Below are 15397 nucleotides of genomic sequence, written 5' to 3'. Positions count from 1 at the left end.
TTTAAAAATCAAAAAACGACCTTCTCCTTGAGACCTTCAGGTCCTGAAGGATGGACGACTTGACCCGAATGTCAATGTTATAGGAAGTAAATCGGCCAAATGGCACCCAACTCACGTTCATTTGCCAGCAATGCAAATCCCTTGCAATACCCAACATGGTTTGTGTGAACTGGGCCGTACGGAAATCATAACCACCGCTGAAATTGATTTTCCACTTTTCGGAAATGCTCAAATCTCCATTGATGTTGACTGCTGAAGTGATGTTGGCATTGCCGCCAGGTTGCTTCGAATAGGCAATATTGTAGCCGAAACCCAAGTTCCATGGAATATTCCAGTCGATATATTGGGATGGGTCATTGACCATGCGGTTGATTTCCTGATCCACAAATTCATTGAGTTGACCTCCTTGCTGGAGAAAATTGCTGGTGATATCGTCGCGCACTTCTCCCGGAGTTTTTCCGGATTTGCTTGGATTGATGTTCCCGTTGAGGTTCATGGAGACGGTCCGAAAATGCCCCAAACCCTGGCCGTTGCGCCATGCAAAGGAATTGATCCTACGTGTTCGTTGTTGGCCTGTCTCTGGATTCGTTGTCGTCAATTCCGCATAAGGATCCAGGTTCGCTGCCATGGCAACCTGCAATTTGTCTTGAAAAAATGATGTCCGCGCGGACATGTTGATCGGCGCAAGCTGAAAAGAATCCGCCGCGAAATTGTAGTTGGTCGTCAGGTTGAGCGTCTGCAAAAGCGGTATCTTTTTTGTCGCTTTTTCATCATCTTCCTTGCTGGTGTCCCTGACCTTAGCTTCGACGACATTTCGGATATTGACCCCAAGAGACCTTGACTCTCCAGGAGGGGCTCCCTGAAAAATAAATCCTTGGTGCCTTGAAAAGAGCTCTTTTCTTCCGTCTTCGTCCACCTGCACCAACTGATAGTAACCCAAAGCAGGATTAGAAAAATCCGGTGTAAAATTCAAGCTGAAGGAGGGCTGCATATGATGTCGGATGGTCTGGAGTTTTCCCCCACCCTTTACATTATAGAAGCCATAGATGTTGGTATTCAGCGCAAAATTGGTGTTGTAAAAGCCAATCCGGTTGAATCCCGGTTCGATGATTCGGTCTACCCTTTCGGCCACGGGATTGTAAAAGAAATTGATCCTCTCCAAATACCAAATCTCTGTATAATTGGCACCCGCCGTCGCGGTAAAGTGCTTGAACAACCTGAAATTGGAAGTCAGGGGAATGGTACTCCTTGCGCCGTTGTTGGCATTCTGGAGCAGCAATGGAAGATTTTCCCGGTTGAAAGGGATGATGTTTTGATTGGCCGTTTCACCTTGTGTCACGGTTGCCGAGGTACTTGGCACTCCCAGCGGGGTCGCCACTTTGTTGGTGATGGAGTTTTGCAACTCAAAGTTGTAGGCGATATTGAGGGTTTTCAGTGGCTCAAAACGTGCATTCTGAAAGGGGTTTTGCCGGTTCATGTTGACTGCAATCTGCGGCAACATGAGATTGACTTCTCCGCTTTGGATATTTTGGCTATGGCGTAGGTTGGCCGACATCGAGAAAGGCGTACCCGCAAAAGTCTTGCTGTAGGAGACGTTCGAGGTAAAATCCGAGTTGATGTTCCGCATGAAGTTGTTTGGGTTTACCACAACGTTGTTGTAGTTGGATGTACCCGCATTGACAGAGGCAGAAAATCGGGAATTGCCTCGTGTCTCCGGCGTATGGTTCCAGTTGACCCAGAAGGTGTTGTAATCCTGGGGATTCAATTCCCAGGTCGGCGTCTTGAACCGCTGGTAATCCATGTTGAAGGCACCACTAAACTTGTACCTTTTTTTGTAGATCGTGGAAGCTTTTGCCCCGTATCCACCTTTGGAGAAAATATCACCGGTAATTCTGGTATGTACATAATCGTTGAAAGCGAAGTAATAGCCGAAGTTCCGAAGGAAAAATCCCCGTACTTTTTCTTGACCATAGGATGGGAAAATGATCCCCGAAGCTTTTTCCTCCGGCGTGTCAGGCACTACCCCAAAGGGTAAACCCACGGGCACCGGAATGTCATTGAAATACAGGTTAAAGGGCCCAGTCACTACCTGCTTCCCACGGATAGACTTTATTTTATTGGCATTGATATGCCAGTGCGGCTCGGCGAGATTACAGGTTGTATAAAAACCATGGTCCAGGTAGATACTTCCATCCGCATCCTTTTTGATCGTCTGTCCCCTCAGCAAACCATCCTGCTGCTCCGTCACGACATCCTTGATGATGGCCTTTTGGGTCTTGAAGTTGTAGCGCATCTCCTTCCGTATCTCATAGGAAGTAGCTCCCTCCTTAAACATCGGGTTGCCTTTGATATTGCCAACGCTGTCGGTCACCCCCGTGGCAAAGAGTTCGCTTTTTTCCCAATCAATCACAATCAGCTCCGCATCGAGGCGAATGGTTCCGTATTCAAACCAAGCGTCCTTGTGCAGGTAGATTTTATTCTGCCTAAAATCCGTGATGATGCTGTCTTCGGCAAAGTATTTGACGAGGGTCTTGATATCTCCGACGGGGATCGAGTCAGATTTGGGAATTGTATCTTGAGAAATCGGCGGAATTGTATCCAAAATATTCGGATTCGGCGTTATTGGATTGAGAACCGAATCAGGTGCCACCAATCTGCGCTCGACGTTTCGCTGGTTTCTTACCTGGGCCAAGGTGTAAGCCGGCATGACTCCAACAAGTAGCAAGACTATGAAATGGAACCACTTATTCCGCACTGAAATGATTTTATTTGAATTAAAAATTAATGATTTTTGCCCGGGCAAAGGTATAGTATTCACACGCATGAACCGCTTCAAAGTTAAGAATATTCTGATTATTTCGTTTCTGACCCTATCGTTCTTCCTTGCTGGATTTAGCCCCACGGGAAGCAAGGCACCTGAATATAAGCTCAAAAGAATTGTGATAGACGCTGGCCACGGCGGCAAAGATCCCGGTACTGTTGGATCGATTTCGAGGGAAAAAGATGTGGCTTTGAAAGTCGCCCTGCAAGTCGGGGAATATGTCAAGGAACTGCTTCCCGGAGTCGAGGTGATTTATACCCGCAAAACGGATGTTTTTCTCGAGCTAAAAGAACGGTCCAACATCGCCAACCGCAACAAGGCAGACCTGTTTATCTCCATTCACTGCAATGCAGCACCCAATCGCTCGGCTTACGGCACGGAGACCTTTGTGATGGGGACCAAAAACTTCGAAGCAAACTTCGATATCGTCAAGAGGGAAAACTCCGTAATCCTGTTGGAGGAAAACTATGAGGAGCAATACGAGGGATTTGACCCTTCCTCACCCGAGTCCTACATGATGTTCAATCTGATGCAAAAAGCCTTTTTGTCTTCAAGCATTTCGCTGGCGTCCAAGGTGGAGGATGACTTCAGTACCCGCGTCAATAGGTACAGCAGAGGTGTAAAGCAGGCGCCTTTGTACGTCTTGTGGACGACTTCAATGCCTAGCGTCTTGATTGAACTTGGTTTTTTGTCAAATGCTTCCGAGGAGAAATTCCTCAACAGTAAAGACGGTCAAACCTACCTTTCCTCAGCCATTTTCCGCTCGATCAAGGCTTACAAGGAGGAAATGGAGGCGATGTAGGGGACAGATGTGAGACTTGAGAAGTGAGATTTGAGACGCAAGATTCAAGACAAAAGATTCAAGAGGCTAAATGATCAACGCTTAGGTTCGATGGCATAGGGATTGAATGTTTCTCAGCTTCATCTTTTTCTAAAGAGAATTCCTTCGCGCCCTATGCACCTTTATTTTCTTTGCGAGATCCTTATTCCCTTTCTTGGCGCCCTCGCGTCTTTCCGTGAAATCCCATTTTAGGCCGCATTCCTTGCCGCATTGATAATCCCAAACATAGTCCTGAGGATCAATCTTTGCAAAACAGGATCATCCACTCCTTTTTCCAACATGGTCTGAATCGCGTACTGCTGAATCGTGATCACAGGCAAAACGATCTTCTCACGGATCGCAATCGACTCCTTGGAAGTCGGGTTGTCCTGCAAAAGGGTATCCATGCCTGACACTTCCAAAAGCAAATCAATCGTCCTGCGGTACTCCTCGTACATCAATTTCCACAAATCCCCATAGTTGGGGTGTTCCTTGAGATAGGCTGAGGATTTATAAAATGATTTTGCCAAAGACTGCATGGAATTGCCCAAAAGCGAGCGGAAAAACAGGGAATCGTTGTATAATTGCCTTGCTGCCTCAAATTTCCCCTCCTTTTTCAAAGTCGCCAAAGCGGCCCCAACGCCAAAAAATCCTGGAATATTCTGCTTCATCTGCGCCCAAGACCCCACGAAAGGAATCGCCCGCAAGTCCTCAAACTTCAGGCCGCTGTCCTTGTTGCCCCGCTTGACCGGCCGTGAACCGATGTTTACTTCTCCGAAATATTTCAAGGGCGTGACATGTTCCAAATAAGGGAGAAACTGCGGATGGTTTTTGAAGTCCTTGTAAAACTGATAGGAAACTTCTGCCATCTGGTCAATCAATGCCCTTTGATAGGCATTTAGGGTCTTCTCGGAGGATGGATAAAGTTCGTTCTCTATGCCCGCACATAGCAGCTGCTCCAGGTTGTAAGTACAGGAGATTGGTTTGCCGTAATTGGCGGAAATGGTCTGACCCTGAATGGTGACTTGGATCTCACTGTTTTCCACATTTTGACCCAATGAGGCATAAAAATTATGCATGTTGCCTCCGCCACGGGCAGGGGGTCCTCCTCTGCCGTCGAAGAAGACCACGCTTACTTCATATTTTCTGGATATTTTGGTCAGCTCTTCTTTGGCCCGCAGGATTGACCAATTGGCACGAATGTAGCCGCCGTCCTTGGTACCGTCGGAGAAGCCCAACATGATCGTCTGCTTGTTGTTGCGGGATTTGAGGTGCTGTTTGTAGGCTTGGTTTTGATAAAGTTTCTCCATAATGACCTGGGCATTGGCCAAATCATCGATTGTTTCAAAAAGGGGAACGATATCCAGGGGCAGCTTATCTGTATTTTTCCCCAAAGTCAATCGCGCCAACTGGTACACTTCCAAGACATGCTTGGCCGATTGGCAATTGGAGATGATATAGCGGTGCAGGCCGTCCTCGCCGTTGGTCGTCTGGACTTTGGCGATGGCATCAAAGCTCTTCATCATCTCTTGGTGAAACTCGTCCTTGAGCTCGCTGACCTCGGGTATCGAAGTTTCCTCCAATAAGAACCTGATTTGCTCTTCCTCACTAAGCTTGTGGTAAGCCTGAAGGGCCTCTTTTCCTATTTGGATTTCGATCAACTCATCCCACAAACCATCGTGCTTGCGGCTGTCCTGCCGCACGTCCATATTGGCAAAGTGGAACCCAAATATTTTCACCTTGAGGATAAACTCATCCAACTGCTCCAAAAACAAGCCATCGTGGAATTCCACCAAGCCTTTTCTCGCCTCAAAAAGGTCGGAAAGCAGTTCATCCTTGCTGTTGTAGAATGTCTTGTCTTCGAAAAGGGAGTTGAAAAGGCCATTTTCGACCTTCAGCATGATCGGTTCCACATGCCGAAATGTCAATCGCCTACGCAATTTTCGCACGTCCCGGTAATAGGCACGAAGAATCCACTTTTGCAGCTTCTCCGCAACCTTGATCGTCGTATCGTGGGTTACAAAAGGATTACCATCACGGTCACCTCCCGGCCAAAAGCCGACTTTCAGGAGCCCCGGATTGTCCCATTCATGCAGGGGAATTTCCAAAGAATTTAGCAATCTGGTCAAAATATCCGGCATGCTGACATAAAAAACATTCACCAAAAACCAAATCAAACTCTGCGCCTCGTCCAAAGGAGTCGGTTTCTCCCGATTGATAAAACCGGTCTTGCCGAGCTGTTGCAGGAGAAGGTTGATACTGGCTAGATCATTGTCGCGGATGGCTGTCTCCAAGTCTGTGATAATGCCGAGAACATTTCCTGGATAGAATTGCGTAGGGTGGGCAGTAAGCGTTAGCCTTACGGAGAAATTGCGCAGCTTTTCAACCAGGGCTTCCTTTTTACGGTCATTGTCGACTCGCGCAAGCAAGGCCTTGATGCTACCTTTGCCATTCACGTCGTGTATTTTTTCAAAAGCGGCATCCTCGATAGAGTCAAACAAGACTACCTGGCGCTCGACATATTGAACCATTTTAAATAACAAATCATGTCTTTCCTGCTCCGTATTATTGGACATCAGCTCATCAAAAAATCCCCTGATGATCTCCTTCGGGGTTTTGTTCTGCTCAAAACCGGCCTGGCACTCCCCCGCCAAGATAGGCAACAAGGTACCTGTGCGGTGGATATCGCTGAAAGGAAGGTCCAGAAAAAGGCTGTTGTAGATCGTAAATCTTTTGGCTACTTCGGTCTGGTATTGGTTTTTTGACATGACAGGTAAAATAGGTTTTGGGCCTTGAATTTAGTAAAAAATAACAAAAGGTGATGAATTTTATCAAAATGATCGATGATCGATCGAAAATTTGCAAAAACAAAAACAGGAAAGCATAATATTTTCCAAATCCCCAAAGAAAAAACCATTAGGATTTTAAAAAATCAATCTAAACGAGCGTCATGCTATCGTTTTTGGTTATTTTGATTTTTTGATCAATCAAAATAAGGAACTCAACTCGATTCACACTACCGCCTGCCCAAAAGTCAGCAAATTATAGTCGGGATCCAGCAGGGAAAATTCCCGTTGTCCCCAAGGTTTGGTTTGCAGCGGGGCGCTCGGATGGATAGCCACTCCGCTGGACAAGAAGGACTGATAAAGCCCGTCGATGTCATCTGTGCGCAGGTAGACCTGCCCGTAGTTTTCATGGGGATCAAGATCCTTGAATTCGAAAAAATGGATTTCCACTTCGTCCTTCCCAAAAATCAGGTATTTGCCATAATCGGACAAAAGGGAAAATCCCAATTGCTCAATATAATATCGTTTGGTAATGGCGGCTTTCCGCATGGGAAGCTTGGGGTTGACGGCAGTCAGCATGCTAGGCGGCGTCCTTGCAGCAATCACATCTCTGACAATCGCACTGAGTACAAGGGCAATCGTTCTCTTGACAGTTTTTACAGTTGCAGGCAGTACAGTCGCAATCCGTACAGGTACACTTTTCCATGGTCGTGGTGTTTTGGGGAGATACAATGTTTCTTCTAATTTAATGATTCTGCCGAATAAAACCCAAGCCAGAGTCAAAAACTTACCCTTGCAAAAAGCGTAGCGCTTACTCTAAACCGCACTTGGTCATCCCCAGGAAAGAAGGCTTTCTCACTGTCAAGTCTAAAAACATAGAACCCTCCTACCTCGGGGTGACAAAGAACAGCCTTCCCAAAAAAAGGAAACATCAATTGTCACCCCCCCCTCCTTGTGCATCCTGAGGCACGAGTGATCTCAACCATCCTCGCATTGCAGCTTCCCTGCTTTCCCTCCCTTTTCACCATTCCTCAAATTTCACAAAACCAACATTTGCCTTTTTATTATCTTCAAAGCCTAACCTAGATAACCTATACATGAAACTTTATCGCAGCGAAAAAGGAATCATCCTCGAACAGGACGGACGCTTTGTCCTTTCCAAACACTCCGATTGGGACGCCCTTGTCAATCAGCCAAACCTTCACACCGTACTCCAAAAGGAATTTGAAAGTGCCGATACATTGGTGGAAAAACCTGAAAAACTCTTGGCCCCACTAGGCACACAGGAGGTTTGGGCGGCGGGAGTGACCTACTTCCGCAGCAGGGAAGCCCGGATGGAAGAATCCAAGGAAAGCGGTGCCGCTGTTTTTTACTCCAAGGTCTATGAGGCCGAGCGTCCCGAATTGTTTTTTAAATCCACCCCAAGCCGCGTCGCCGAACCGGGCGGGAAGGTTTTGATCCGAAGGGATTCCAAATGGAATGTACCTGAACCTGAACTGACCTTGTTCATCAACAGCCAACACGAAATCGCGGGCTATACCATTGGCAATGATATGAGTAGCCGAGACATTGAGGGTGAAAATCCGCTCTATCTTCCACAAGCAAAATGCTACGACAGGTCAGCGGCGATCGGTCCTTGTCTTTGGGTACCAAAGTCTCCCATTGATCCCGATGCCAAAATCAATATGAGCATCGAGCGCAATTGGAAGACGGTATTTTCCGGGCAAATCTCCATCAACCAAATGAAGCGGAAACATGGTGAGCTCGTGGAGTTCCTGACCCGCGAAATGAGCTTTCCAAAAGGTGCCTATCTGATGACAGGGACTTGCCTTGTGCCGGACAACAACTTTACCCTTCAGGTCGGAGACATAATCCACATAGACATCGAGGGAATCGGCAGGTTAAGCAATATCGTAGACATGCGATCCTAATTCATCCACCCAAAACTGCAATCCTGTAGCTTCAGGGGGCGATTGGATGAATTTTTTGGTTTCTTTGAAGGAGAATTTTCCCTGAATCTGCACGATGAAAAAAATTGTCCTGAACAAAAACCAACGCTATTGGCTGTTCCAGGTCCTTGGTTGGGGCTCGATCATCCTTGTCGAGACCGTTAACTACACGTTTTTCATCGTAGGAGAATTCTCTTGGGATTATGTGGGTCAGTTTGCGATCCTGTCAGTGACGGGAATACTGACCTCACATATCTATAAGAAGCTCTTTATCCGGTCGGCTGTCTTCGAAAAAACCCTTTCGACGATTTGGGTGCGCGCCTTTGCGGACACTTTCTTCATGACGGCCATTATGGTCTCGGTGCTGTATGGGATCACATTGTATGCAAATCCAAATGCCAAGATCGACACGCAGTTTTTGATCTCATATTTCGGCCAAATCATGAACGTGGCCCGCTACGTGGTGGTATGGATCATTATTTACTACCTCTACCATGTTTTGAAAAAGCACCAAGAAATCGCGGAGCAAAAACTGCTTGTGGAGAACTTAGCGAAGACTTCGGAACTGGAACTGCTCAAATCCCAACTCAATCCGCACTTTCTCTTCAATGCGCTGAACAGCATAAAGGCACTTGTGCTGATCGATACGGAAAAATCCCGGGAGGCAATCATCAAGCTCAGCGAACTGTTGCGCTTCACGCTCAATTATGAGAAAACGCCGCTGATCAGTATTTCCGAAGAGATCAACGAAGTTGTGAAGTATCTGGAATTGGAAAAGATCAGGTTTGGCAACAGGCTGGACGTGAAGATCGACTTGCAAGCTGAGACCTTGGATGCGAAAATCCCACCAGCGATGATTTTGACTTTGGCTGAAAATGCCATCAAACACGGCATCACGCAGCTTCCCGACGGCGGATTGATCGAGATCACCGCCTCCGCCAATTCCCAAAACGTAAAGATCGAAGTATCCAACAGCGGTGTTTTGAAGGACAATCAAAACAAAGGCATTGGCCTTAAAAACACCACCAAACGCTTGCATAGCCTTTTTGGTGACAAATCCGATCTGGTACTCAAGCGAAAAAGCGATAACCAAGTCTCCGTAACCATAACCTATCCACTGAAATACAATGCCCATGGACATCAAATGCTATCTGGTAGATGACGAAATGTTGGCGCTGATGGAGTTAGAAACGCTCCTCGCGCCTTTCGGCCAAATCAAGATCATCGGCAAATCCGACCGTGCTTCACAGGCCATTGCGGAGATCAACGAACTCAAACCTGACCTCATTTTCCTTGACATCAACATGCCGGGCACCAATGGCTTTGAGCTGTTGGAAGCATTGGATGAAAGCCCCGAGGTAATCTTTGTGACTGCTTACGATGAGTTCGCCTTGAAAGCCTTTGAGGTGAACGCCTTAGATTACCTCCTCAAGCCCGTCAATCCGGACCGACTCAAGGATGCCGTGTCAAAAATCTTGAAACGCATTCCCGAAAACAGAAACAATGCACAGGAGAAACTTTCCCTCGACAAGAAGATATTTATAAAGGATGGGGAAAAGTGCTTTTTCGTACCTGTGAAGGATATTTCGCTCATAGAGAGCGACGGCAACTATGTGAAGGTTCACTTCGAAAACAAGAAACCCCTCCTCCACAAGTCTCTTACCTATATGGAAAACAGGCTGCCCGAGGATGTGTTTTTTCGCGCCAACCGACAATACATCATCAACCTGAACTATATCAAGAACATCGAACCCTACTTCAATTCCACCTTGTTGGTCGAAATGCAGGGCGGACTCAAAGTCGACCTGAGTCAAAGACAAAGCGTAAAGTTCCGAGAGATTACGGGGGTTTAACGATACCTCACCTTTCTTCTCCAAAAGCAAGAGGTCTAAAATGTACTGGTTTCGGAGAAGCCGCAGGCGGTACAGGAAAAGATAATGATGCATCCAAGGAGGCATATGCCTATATTGCAGTTCAGCGAAAAGTAGATTCGCCGACTTATTTCCATGAAAAACCTCAAGATTCTTCCTGTTTTCAATCCCTTTGACCGAAGCCTCATCCAAGAAATCCCCATGCAGGGAAAAGAGGAATTGGAAAAGGCATTGGAGACAGCATACCGGCTTTTTACCGATCGAAAATCATGGCTTCCCCCCCACGCGCGCATTGCTGTTCTAGGTAAATTGGAAACATTGATGCGGGAAAAAGCCGAGGAACTGACCATTTTGGCCAGCACGGAAGGTGGTAAACCCTATATGGATTCCAGAGTAGAAATCCATCGAGCCATCAACGGCGTCCGTATTGCAGCTGAGGAAATCGGACGCCTGAAAGGAACACAAATACCAATGGGATTGACTGCGGCTTCGACCGGGAGGCTGGCATTTACCATGCGTGAACCCATCGGTGTAGTCGCTGCCATCTCCGCTTTCAACCATCCTCTCAACTTGATCGTCCACCAAGTAGTGACAGCTTTTGCGGCGGGTTGCCCTGCAATCGTGAAGCCTGCAGGAACCACTCCGATGACCTGTCTTCGTTTTGTCGAATTGATGCAGGACGCAGGCGTACCTACAGGGTGGGTGCAGGCTTTGATCCTTGACAACGAAGACGCGGAGATCTTGGCGACTGATAAGCGCGTGAGTTATCTCTCATTTATCGGTTCGGCAAAAGTAGGCTGGTACCTGAAGTCCAAGCTTTCGCCCGGAACCCGCTGTGCACTCGAGCATGGCGGTGCGGCGCCTGTGATTGTGGACCACGATGTTGCATTGGAAAAAGTCGTTCCCGCTTTGGCCAAAGGCGGATTCTACCACGCCGGACAGGTTTGCGTTTCGGTTCAGCGGGTGTTTGTGCATCATGGTATTGCTCGTAAGCTAGCGATGCAATTATCAGAAGCGGCCCAAAAATTAAAAGTCGGAAATCCGCTCGATCCAACAACCGAAGTCGGGCCTTTGATCCTTCCAAAAGAGGCGGACAGAATCCATAATTGGACTCAAGACGCGATTGAAGAAGGCGCAGAACTGCTTTGTGGCGGCAACAAACTCGGAGAAACGTGTTATGCGCCGACAGTTTTATGGAACCCATCCGATAAGTCAAAAGTGTCACAAGAGGAAATCTTTGGGCCGGTGGTTTGTGTCTATTCTTACGAGGATTTGGATGTGGCCATAGCAGCGGCCAACGCGATTCCATACCATTTCCAAGCGGCAGTTTTCTCAAGAAACCTCGACACCGCGTTGTATTGCGTGCAAAACCTCCAAGCCAGTGCAGTAATGGTCAACGACCATACCGCGTTCCGTGTCGATTGGATGCCATTTGGGGGTTGGGATGCTTCGGGAGAGGGCGTGGGAGGAATAGGTTATACCATGCGGGAGATGACAAGAGAAAAACTAATGGTTATGAAGAGTGAGGTATTTTGAATTGTCAAATGCCAGACGAAAGATGACACACTTACGCCACCTTGTTAAGTGCTTCAAATAAAATCCTCACCCTTTAAACTCGAACCCAAAAAAATACACGAATAAACCACAACATATAAATATGGAAATCAAACACGAACACACTGAAACCAAGGGAGCATTTATCCTGATGGATGGCGACTCACAAGCAGGAAAGATGACCTATTCCATCGCAGGCCCGACAAAAATCATCATCGACCATACCGAAGTCGACCCTGCTTACAACGGACAGGGACTTGGAAAGAAACTTGTCCTCGCAGGTGTGGAACACGCGCGAACAAACAATATCAAGATACTTCCCCTTTGTCCGTTTGCCCGTGGGCTTTTTGGCAGGACCCCGGAATGGAGGGATGTGTTGGTGTAAGTCATCGCCCGATTTCCCTATTGGGATTAGGGGACTTATTCGAGCAATATCATCAATCCCACGCAGGCTCATTTTTCTTCCCAGCTTTGCGAAAAAAACGCAATGACCATACGCCGTGCCCACAATTTGCGAGTAAACAGAGGATCGTTTTTTGTTTAACAGAATCAAAAACTACGTTGGAATAGGAACAACGCCATTCCCAAGCAAGCCGATTATTGAATTTCCAGAAAATCATTTTCAACCTTAGTAAGAACTGCTTGAATCTCACCGTTGGTTTTTTCCCCTCGGAAAACACATCCCTTAAATTTGGTATAAATGAACATTACCATGGGAACCACTCGAACTTCCAAAAGACTCAAGGGAATCCTGATGAAGGCAGTATCCCACCTATTGATTTTTTCAATGCTATTCTCCTGTGTCAGCTACGCCCCCCTGAATTGGGCTCCCATCGAGGAAGATGGTTCTGATCAAAACAAAAAACTCAAGGAGAACTTTAGTGAGCTATACCGAAAAGAAATCTACCGAATCGTCGACAAAGAAGGAATTCACTATATGCTCTACCTGAAAGATTATGATGAGAAGAACCTATACGGATACGAGTATTTTGAAGATGACGGAAAACCAAAACCTGTCGGCGAGGACTTGATTGAGATTCCAATCCAGGCTATTCAAGAAATTGAGGTACGGCAGGACGGAGCAAAAAGTACACTTATTTCCATTGGAGTTGGGGCAGTATTGATAGTGCTCTCGGTTGTCCTTGGCGTGGATCTTTTGGGTACCGATACTGACGACTAAAAACAAATACAGCCATGAAAATTATTGGCAGATTACTCACGATACTATTCGCATTTGTATTGTTCAATCACTTCGTTTCCTATAAGGATTCTCCAGCCAATAGATCGATAGGCCAGTCTATCGACGACATTGACGCCAATTTGAAATTGAACCTTAACTGGACTAAGACCTACAGGATTTGTGTGGATGATGGAAAAATGTTTGAACTGGCGATGATCGACGAAAGCCCGGAAAAAATAATCGAGGCTTAAAGAAAAACGTAAAAAAGTCTTAGATCTCAGACATTGATAAACTAGAAATTCCGAGACACTGAATTAAAGAAACCAAACCCAGTTGGAACGGGGGTATTGATTGGTACTTCAGTCCTTTTTCTGCTCTCTGGAATAGCCGTGCATACAACAATTACCATGGCCAACTCCATCTTCAATTGAAATTAAAGCTACCTTGTTTTCATTAGCTAGATGCTTCCATCCCAAATAGATCCGCATTACAATTAGGTTCATATAGGGTTATTCATATTCCAAACACCCGGTTTTTTTTCGCAAATTGCATATATATAAAAGCAAAAGAAAATGAACCCAACCATCAAAATCCTAGTCGTAGGCTGCGGCAATATGGGTGCTTCGCATGCCACTGCCTATCACTACATGCCTGAATTCGAAATCGTCGGCCTCGTGGCAAGAGGAGACAGCAAAGTGAAGTTGAACAAGAAACTAGGCGCGAATTATCCGCTTTTTGATGATTTCGCATCCGCATTAAAACAGACCAAGCCCGATGCGGTTTGCATTTCCACTTATCCCGATACCCACGAAGAGATGGCCATAGCAGCATTGGAGGCGGGCGCACATGTATTTATCGAAAAACCGCTTGCCGACACCGTCGAGGGTTCGCAACGCATTATCGACGCCGCGGTCAAGGCCAACAAAAAAGTCGTCGTGGGCTATATCCTGCGTCACCATCCCTCCTGGGAGAGATTTATCCTTGAAGCCCAACAACTCGGCAAGCCGCTTGTGATGCGCATGAACCTCAACCAACAAAGCCACGGATTCATGTGGGACGTGCACAAAAACCTCATGGCAAGTCTCAGCCCTATCGTGGACTGCGGGGTACATTATATTGATGTGATGTGCCAAATGACACGATCCAAACCGATCTCCGTCGCAGCCATCGGGGCCAAGATGACCAATGAGATTCCCGACTGGAATTACAATTATGGCCAACTCCAAATCCGATTCGAAGACGGTTCCGTCGGGTGGTACGAAGCCGGCTGGGGTCCGATGATTTCGGATAACGCCTTCTTTATCAAGGATGTGTTTGGCCCGAAAGGAGCGGTATCGATCGTAGCAAAAAATGCCGGGGCAGCTGGAAAATCAGACGATGTCGATTCCCACACCAAAACAGAAAGTATCAAGGTCCACCATGCGGATTTGGATGAAAGGAATCACTTCACCAAAAAGGACTTTTGGATCGATATGACAGATGAGCCTGACCATCAGGGACTCTGCGACCGGGAACAGCAGTATTTCTTGAGGGCTATTCGGGAAAATATCGATTTGACCGACCATTTGCAGGATGCGCTCAATAGCTTGAAGATCGCTTTTGCCTGTGATGAATCTGTGAAAACCGGGAAAATGATCTACCTCGACTAAATATGGAAACAGGAGAAATGGGTTTGGCCGTACATGGAATCCTTTTCATCATCCTGTTTTTGATGCATGCTTGGGCTTTTCGTGAGAAAAGCCTTAAGTTTTTTAGCCCAGCTGGCTGGCCAAAAAACATCGGTATCCATTTTGGTTTGTTGTCCGCGGGAATTTTGCTTTGGGGAATTTACCCGGTTTGGTACCATGGTTTGAGCAAATCTTTCAACTTATTGTTTGGCGAGGAAGGAATATCTTGGACTTGGACGATCGTGATCATTGCACTTTCAGGTCTGGCATTCTTCATTGGAAAGCGCCAAGCGAAGCTCGTGGACTTTTCAGAGGCACATTTTCTCAGGAAACCAGCTACTTTAATACTTATAATTTACTTCCTCGCCCGAATCATCTTCCTCATTGCCTACGAAATGTGGTTCAGGGGATGGTTTCTCGGCGAACTCTTGGCCGACTTCGGGAAAATTTGGATTGCCATTGGTATCAATACAGCTTTGTATTCCTTTATACATTTCTTTGCCGGGAGAAAAGAAGCGATTTCGGCGATCCCTTTCGGGATTATCTTGTGCCTGCTGGCAATCGAGTTGCAAGTTGTTTGGCCGGCCGCAGTAATTCATTTGTTTTTGTCCCTTGGATTCGAGTTGAATTTCATTTTGAGATTGAACAACGACAACATAAGTCGGTGAAAATCATTCATAATAGTAAAAAACGCCAAAAATCATCAAATATTTAGCCCGCATTTTTTTGCATTTTGATGGCAGAAAAAT

The 15397-nt window shown here is 46.5% G+C and carries 13 protein-coding genes; 10 read left to right on the top strand and 3 right to left on the bottom strand.

Going from position 1 to position 15397, the window contains the following annotated elements; genetic code table 11:
* Position 1 precedes the first annotated feature (1 nt).
* Positions 2 to 2707: a putative LPS assembly protein LptD gene (locus tag C943_RS17125; protein ID WP_008630400.1), complete on the bottom strand. Its 2706-nt coding sequence runs from the start codon at positions 2705 to 2707 to the stop codon at positions 2 to 4.
* A gap of 115 nt (positions 2708 to 2822) precedes the next feature.
* Here C943_RS17125 and C943_RS17120 point away from each other — a divergent pair, with 115 nt between their 5' ends.
* Positions 2823 to 3623 (top strand): N-acetylmuramoyl-L-alanine amidase family protein, encoded by an 801-nt coding sequence (locus C943_RS17120; RefSeq protein ID WP_040481140.1) that lies wholly within the window; start codon positions 2823 to 2825, stop codon positions 3621 to 3623.
* 227 nt (positions 3624 to 3850) lie between these two features.
* Here C943_RS17120 and C943_RS17115 read toward each other — a convergent pair whose 3' ends face one another.
* Positions 3851 to 6409 carry a phosphoenolpyruvate carboxylase gene (locus tag C943_RS17115; protein WP_008630398.1) on the bottom strand — a complete coding sequence of 853 codons (2559 nt, stop codon included), beginning with the start codon at positions 6407 to 6409 and terminating at the stop codon, positions 3851 to 3853.
* Between the two features lie 243 nt (positions 6410 to 6652).
* Positions 6653 to 7159, bottom strand: coding sequence for a bleomycin resistance protein (locus tag C943_RS17105; protein ID WP_245545561.1), 507 nt, complete (start codon positions 7157 to 7159; stop codon positions 6653 to 6655).
* A gap of 365 nt (positions 7160 to 7524) precedes the next feature.
* Between C943_RS17105 and C943_RS17100 the strand changes: the two genes are divergently transcribed.
* The 9 genes from C943_RS17100 (at position 7525) to C943_RS17060 (ending at position 15316) form a co-directional block, all read left to right on the top strand.
* Entirely contained in the window at positions 7525 to 8358 is an 834-nt protein-coding gene (locus C943_RS17100; RefSeq protein ID WP_008630390.1) for a fumarylacetoacetate hydrolase family protein, read from the top strand.
* A gap of 94 nt (positions 8359 to 8452) precedes the next feature.
* Positions 8453 to 9538 (top strand): sensor histidine kinase, encoded by a 1086-nt coding sequence (locus C943_RS17095; protein ID WP_008630388.1) that lies wholly within the window; start codon positions 8453 to 8455, stop codon positions 9536 to 9538.
* Positions 9510 to 10229: a LytR/AlgR family response regulator transcription factor gene (locus C943_RS17090; protein ID WP_008630387.1), complete on the top strand. Its 720-nt coding sequence runs from the start codon at positions 9510 to 9512 to the stop codon at positions 10227 to 10229. Before C943_RS17095 ends, C943_RS17090 begins: the two co-directional genes overlap by 29 nt.
* 153 nt (positions 10230 to 10382) lie before the next feature.
* On the top strand, positions 10383 to 11783 hold the full coding sequence (locus tag C943_RS17085; protein WP_008630386.1) for an aldehyde dehydrogenase family protein: 1401 nt from the start codon (positions 10383 to 10385) through the stop codon (positions 11781 to 11783).
* Between the two features lie 121 nt (positions 11784 to 11904).
* The gene (locus tag C943_RS17080) at positions 11905 to 12186 is read left to right on the top strand and encodes a GNAT family N-acetyltransferase (protein ID WP_008630385.1); all 282 of its coding nucleotides are present in this window, start codon (positions 11905 to 11907) and stop codon (positions 12184 to 12186) included.
* Positions 12187 to 12501: 315 nt separating this feature from the next.
* Positions 12502 to 12981: a hypothetical protein gene (locus tag C943_RS17075; protein WP_157198591.1), complete on the top strand. Its 480-nt coding sequence runs from the start codon at positions 12502 to 12504 to the stop codon at positions 12979 to 12981.
* Between the two features lie 14 nt (positions 12982 to 12995).
* Positions 12996 to 13232, top strand: coding sequence for a hypothetical protein (locus C943_RS17070; protein ID WP_008630379.1), 237 nt, complete (start codon positions 12996 to 12998; stop codon positions 13230 to 13232).
* Between the two features lie 321 nt (positions 13233 to 13553).
* Entirely contained in the window at positions 13554 to 14630 is a 1077-nt protein-coding gene (locus tag C943_RS17065; protein WP_008630377.1) for a Gfo/Idh/MocA family protein, read from the top strand.
* A gap of 2 nt (positions 14631 to 14632) precedes the next feature.
* A complete protein-coding gene (locus C943_RS17060) occupies positions 14633 to 15316 on the top strand; it encodes a CPBP family intramembrane glutamic endopeptidase (protein ID WP_040481138.1) in 684 nt (227 codons plus the stop codon).
* Positions 15317 to 15397 lie beyond the last annotated feature (81 nt).

The sequence above is a fragment of the Mariniradius saccharolyticus AK6 genome (assembly GCF_000330725.2).
GTDB lineage: Bacteria > Bacteroidota > Bacteroidia > Cytophagales > Cyclobacteriaceae > Mariniradius > Mariniradius saccharolyticus.
Note: the sequence above shows the minus strand (reverse complement) of the source record. Positions and strands in the feature narration are given on the sequence as shown.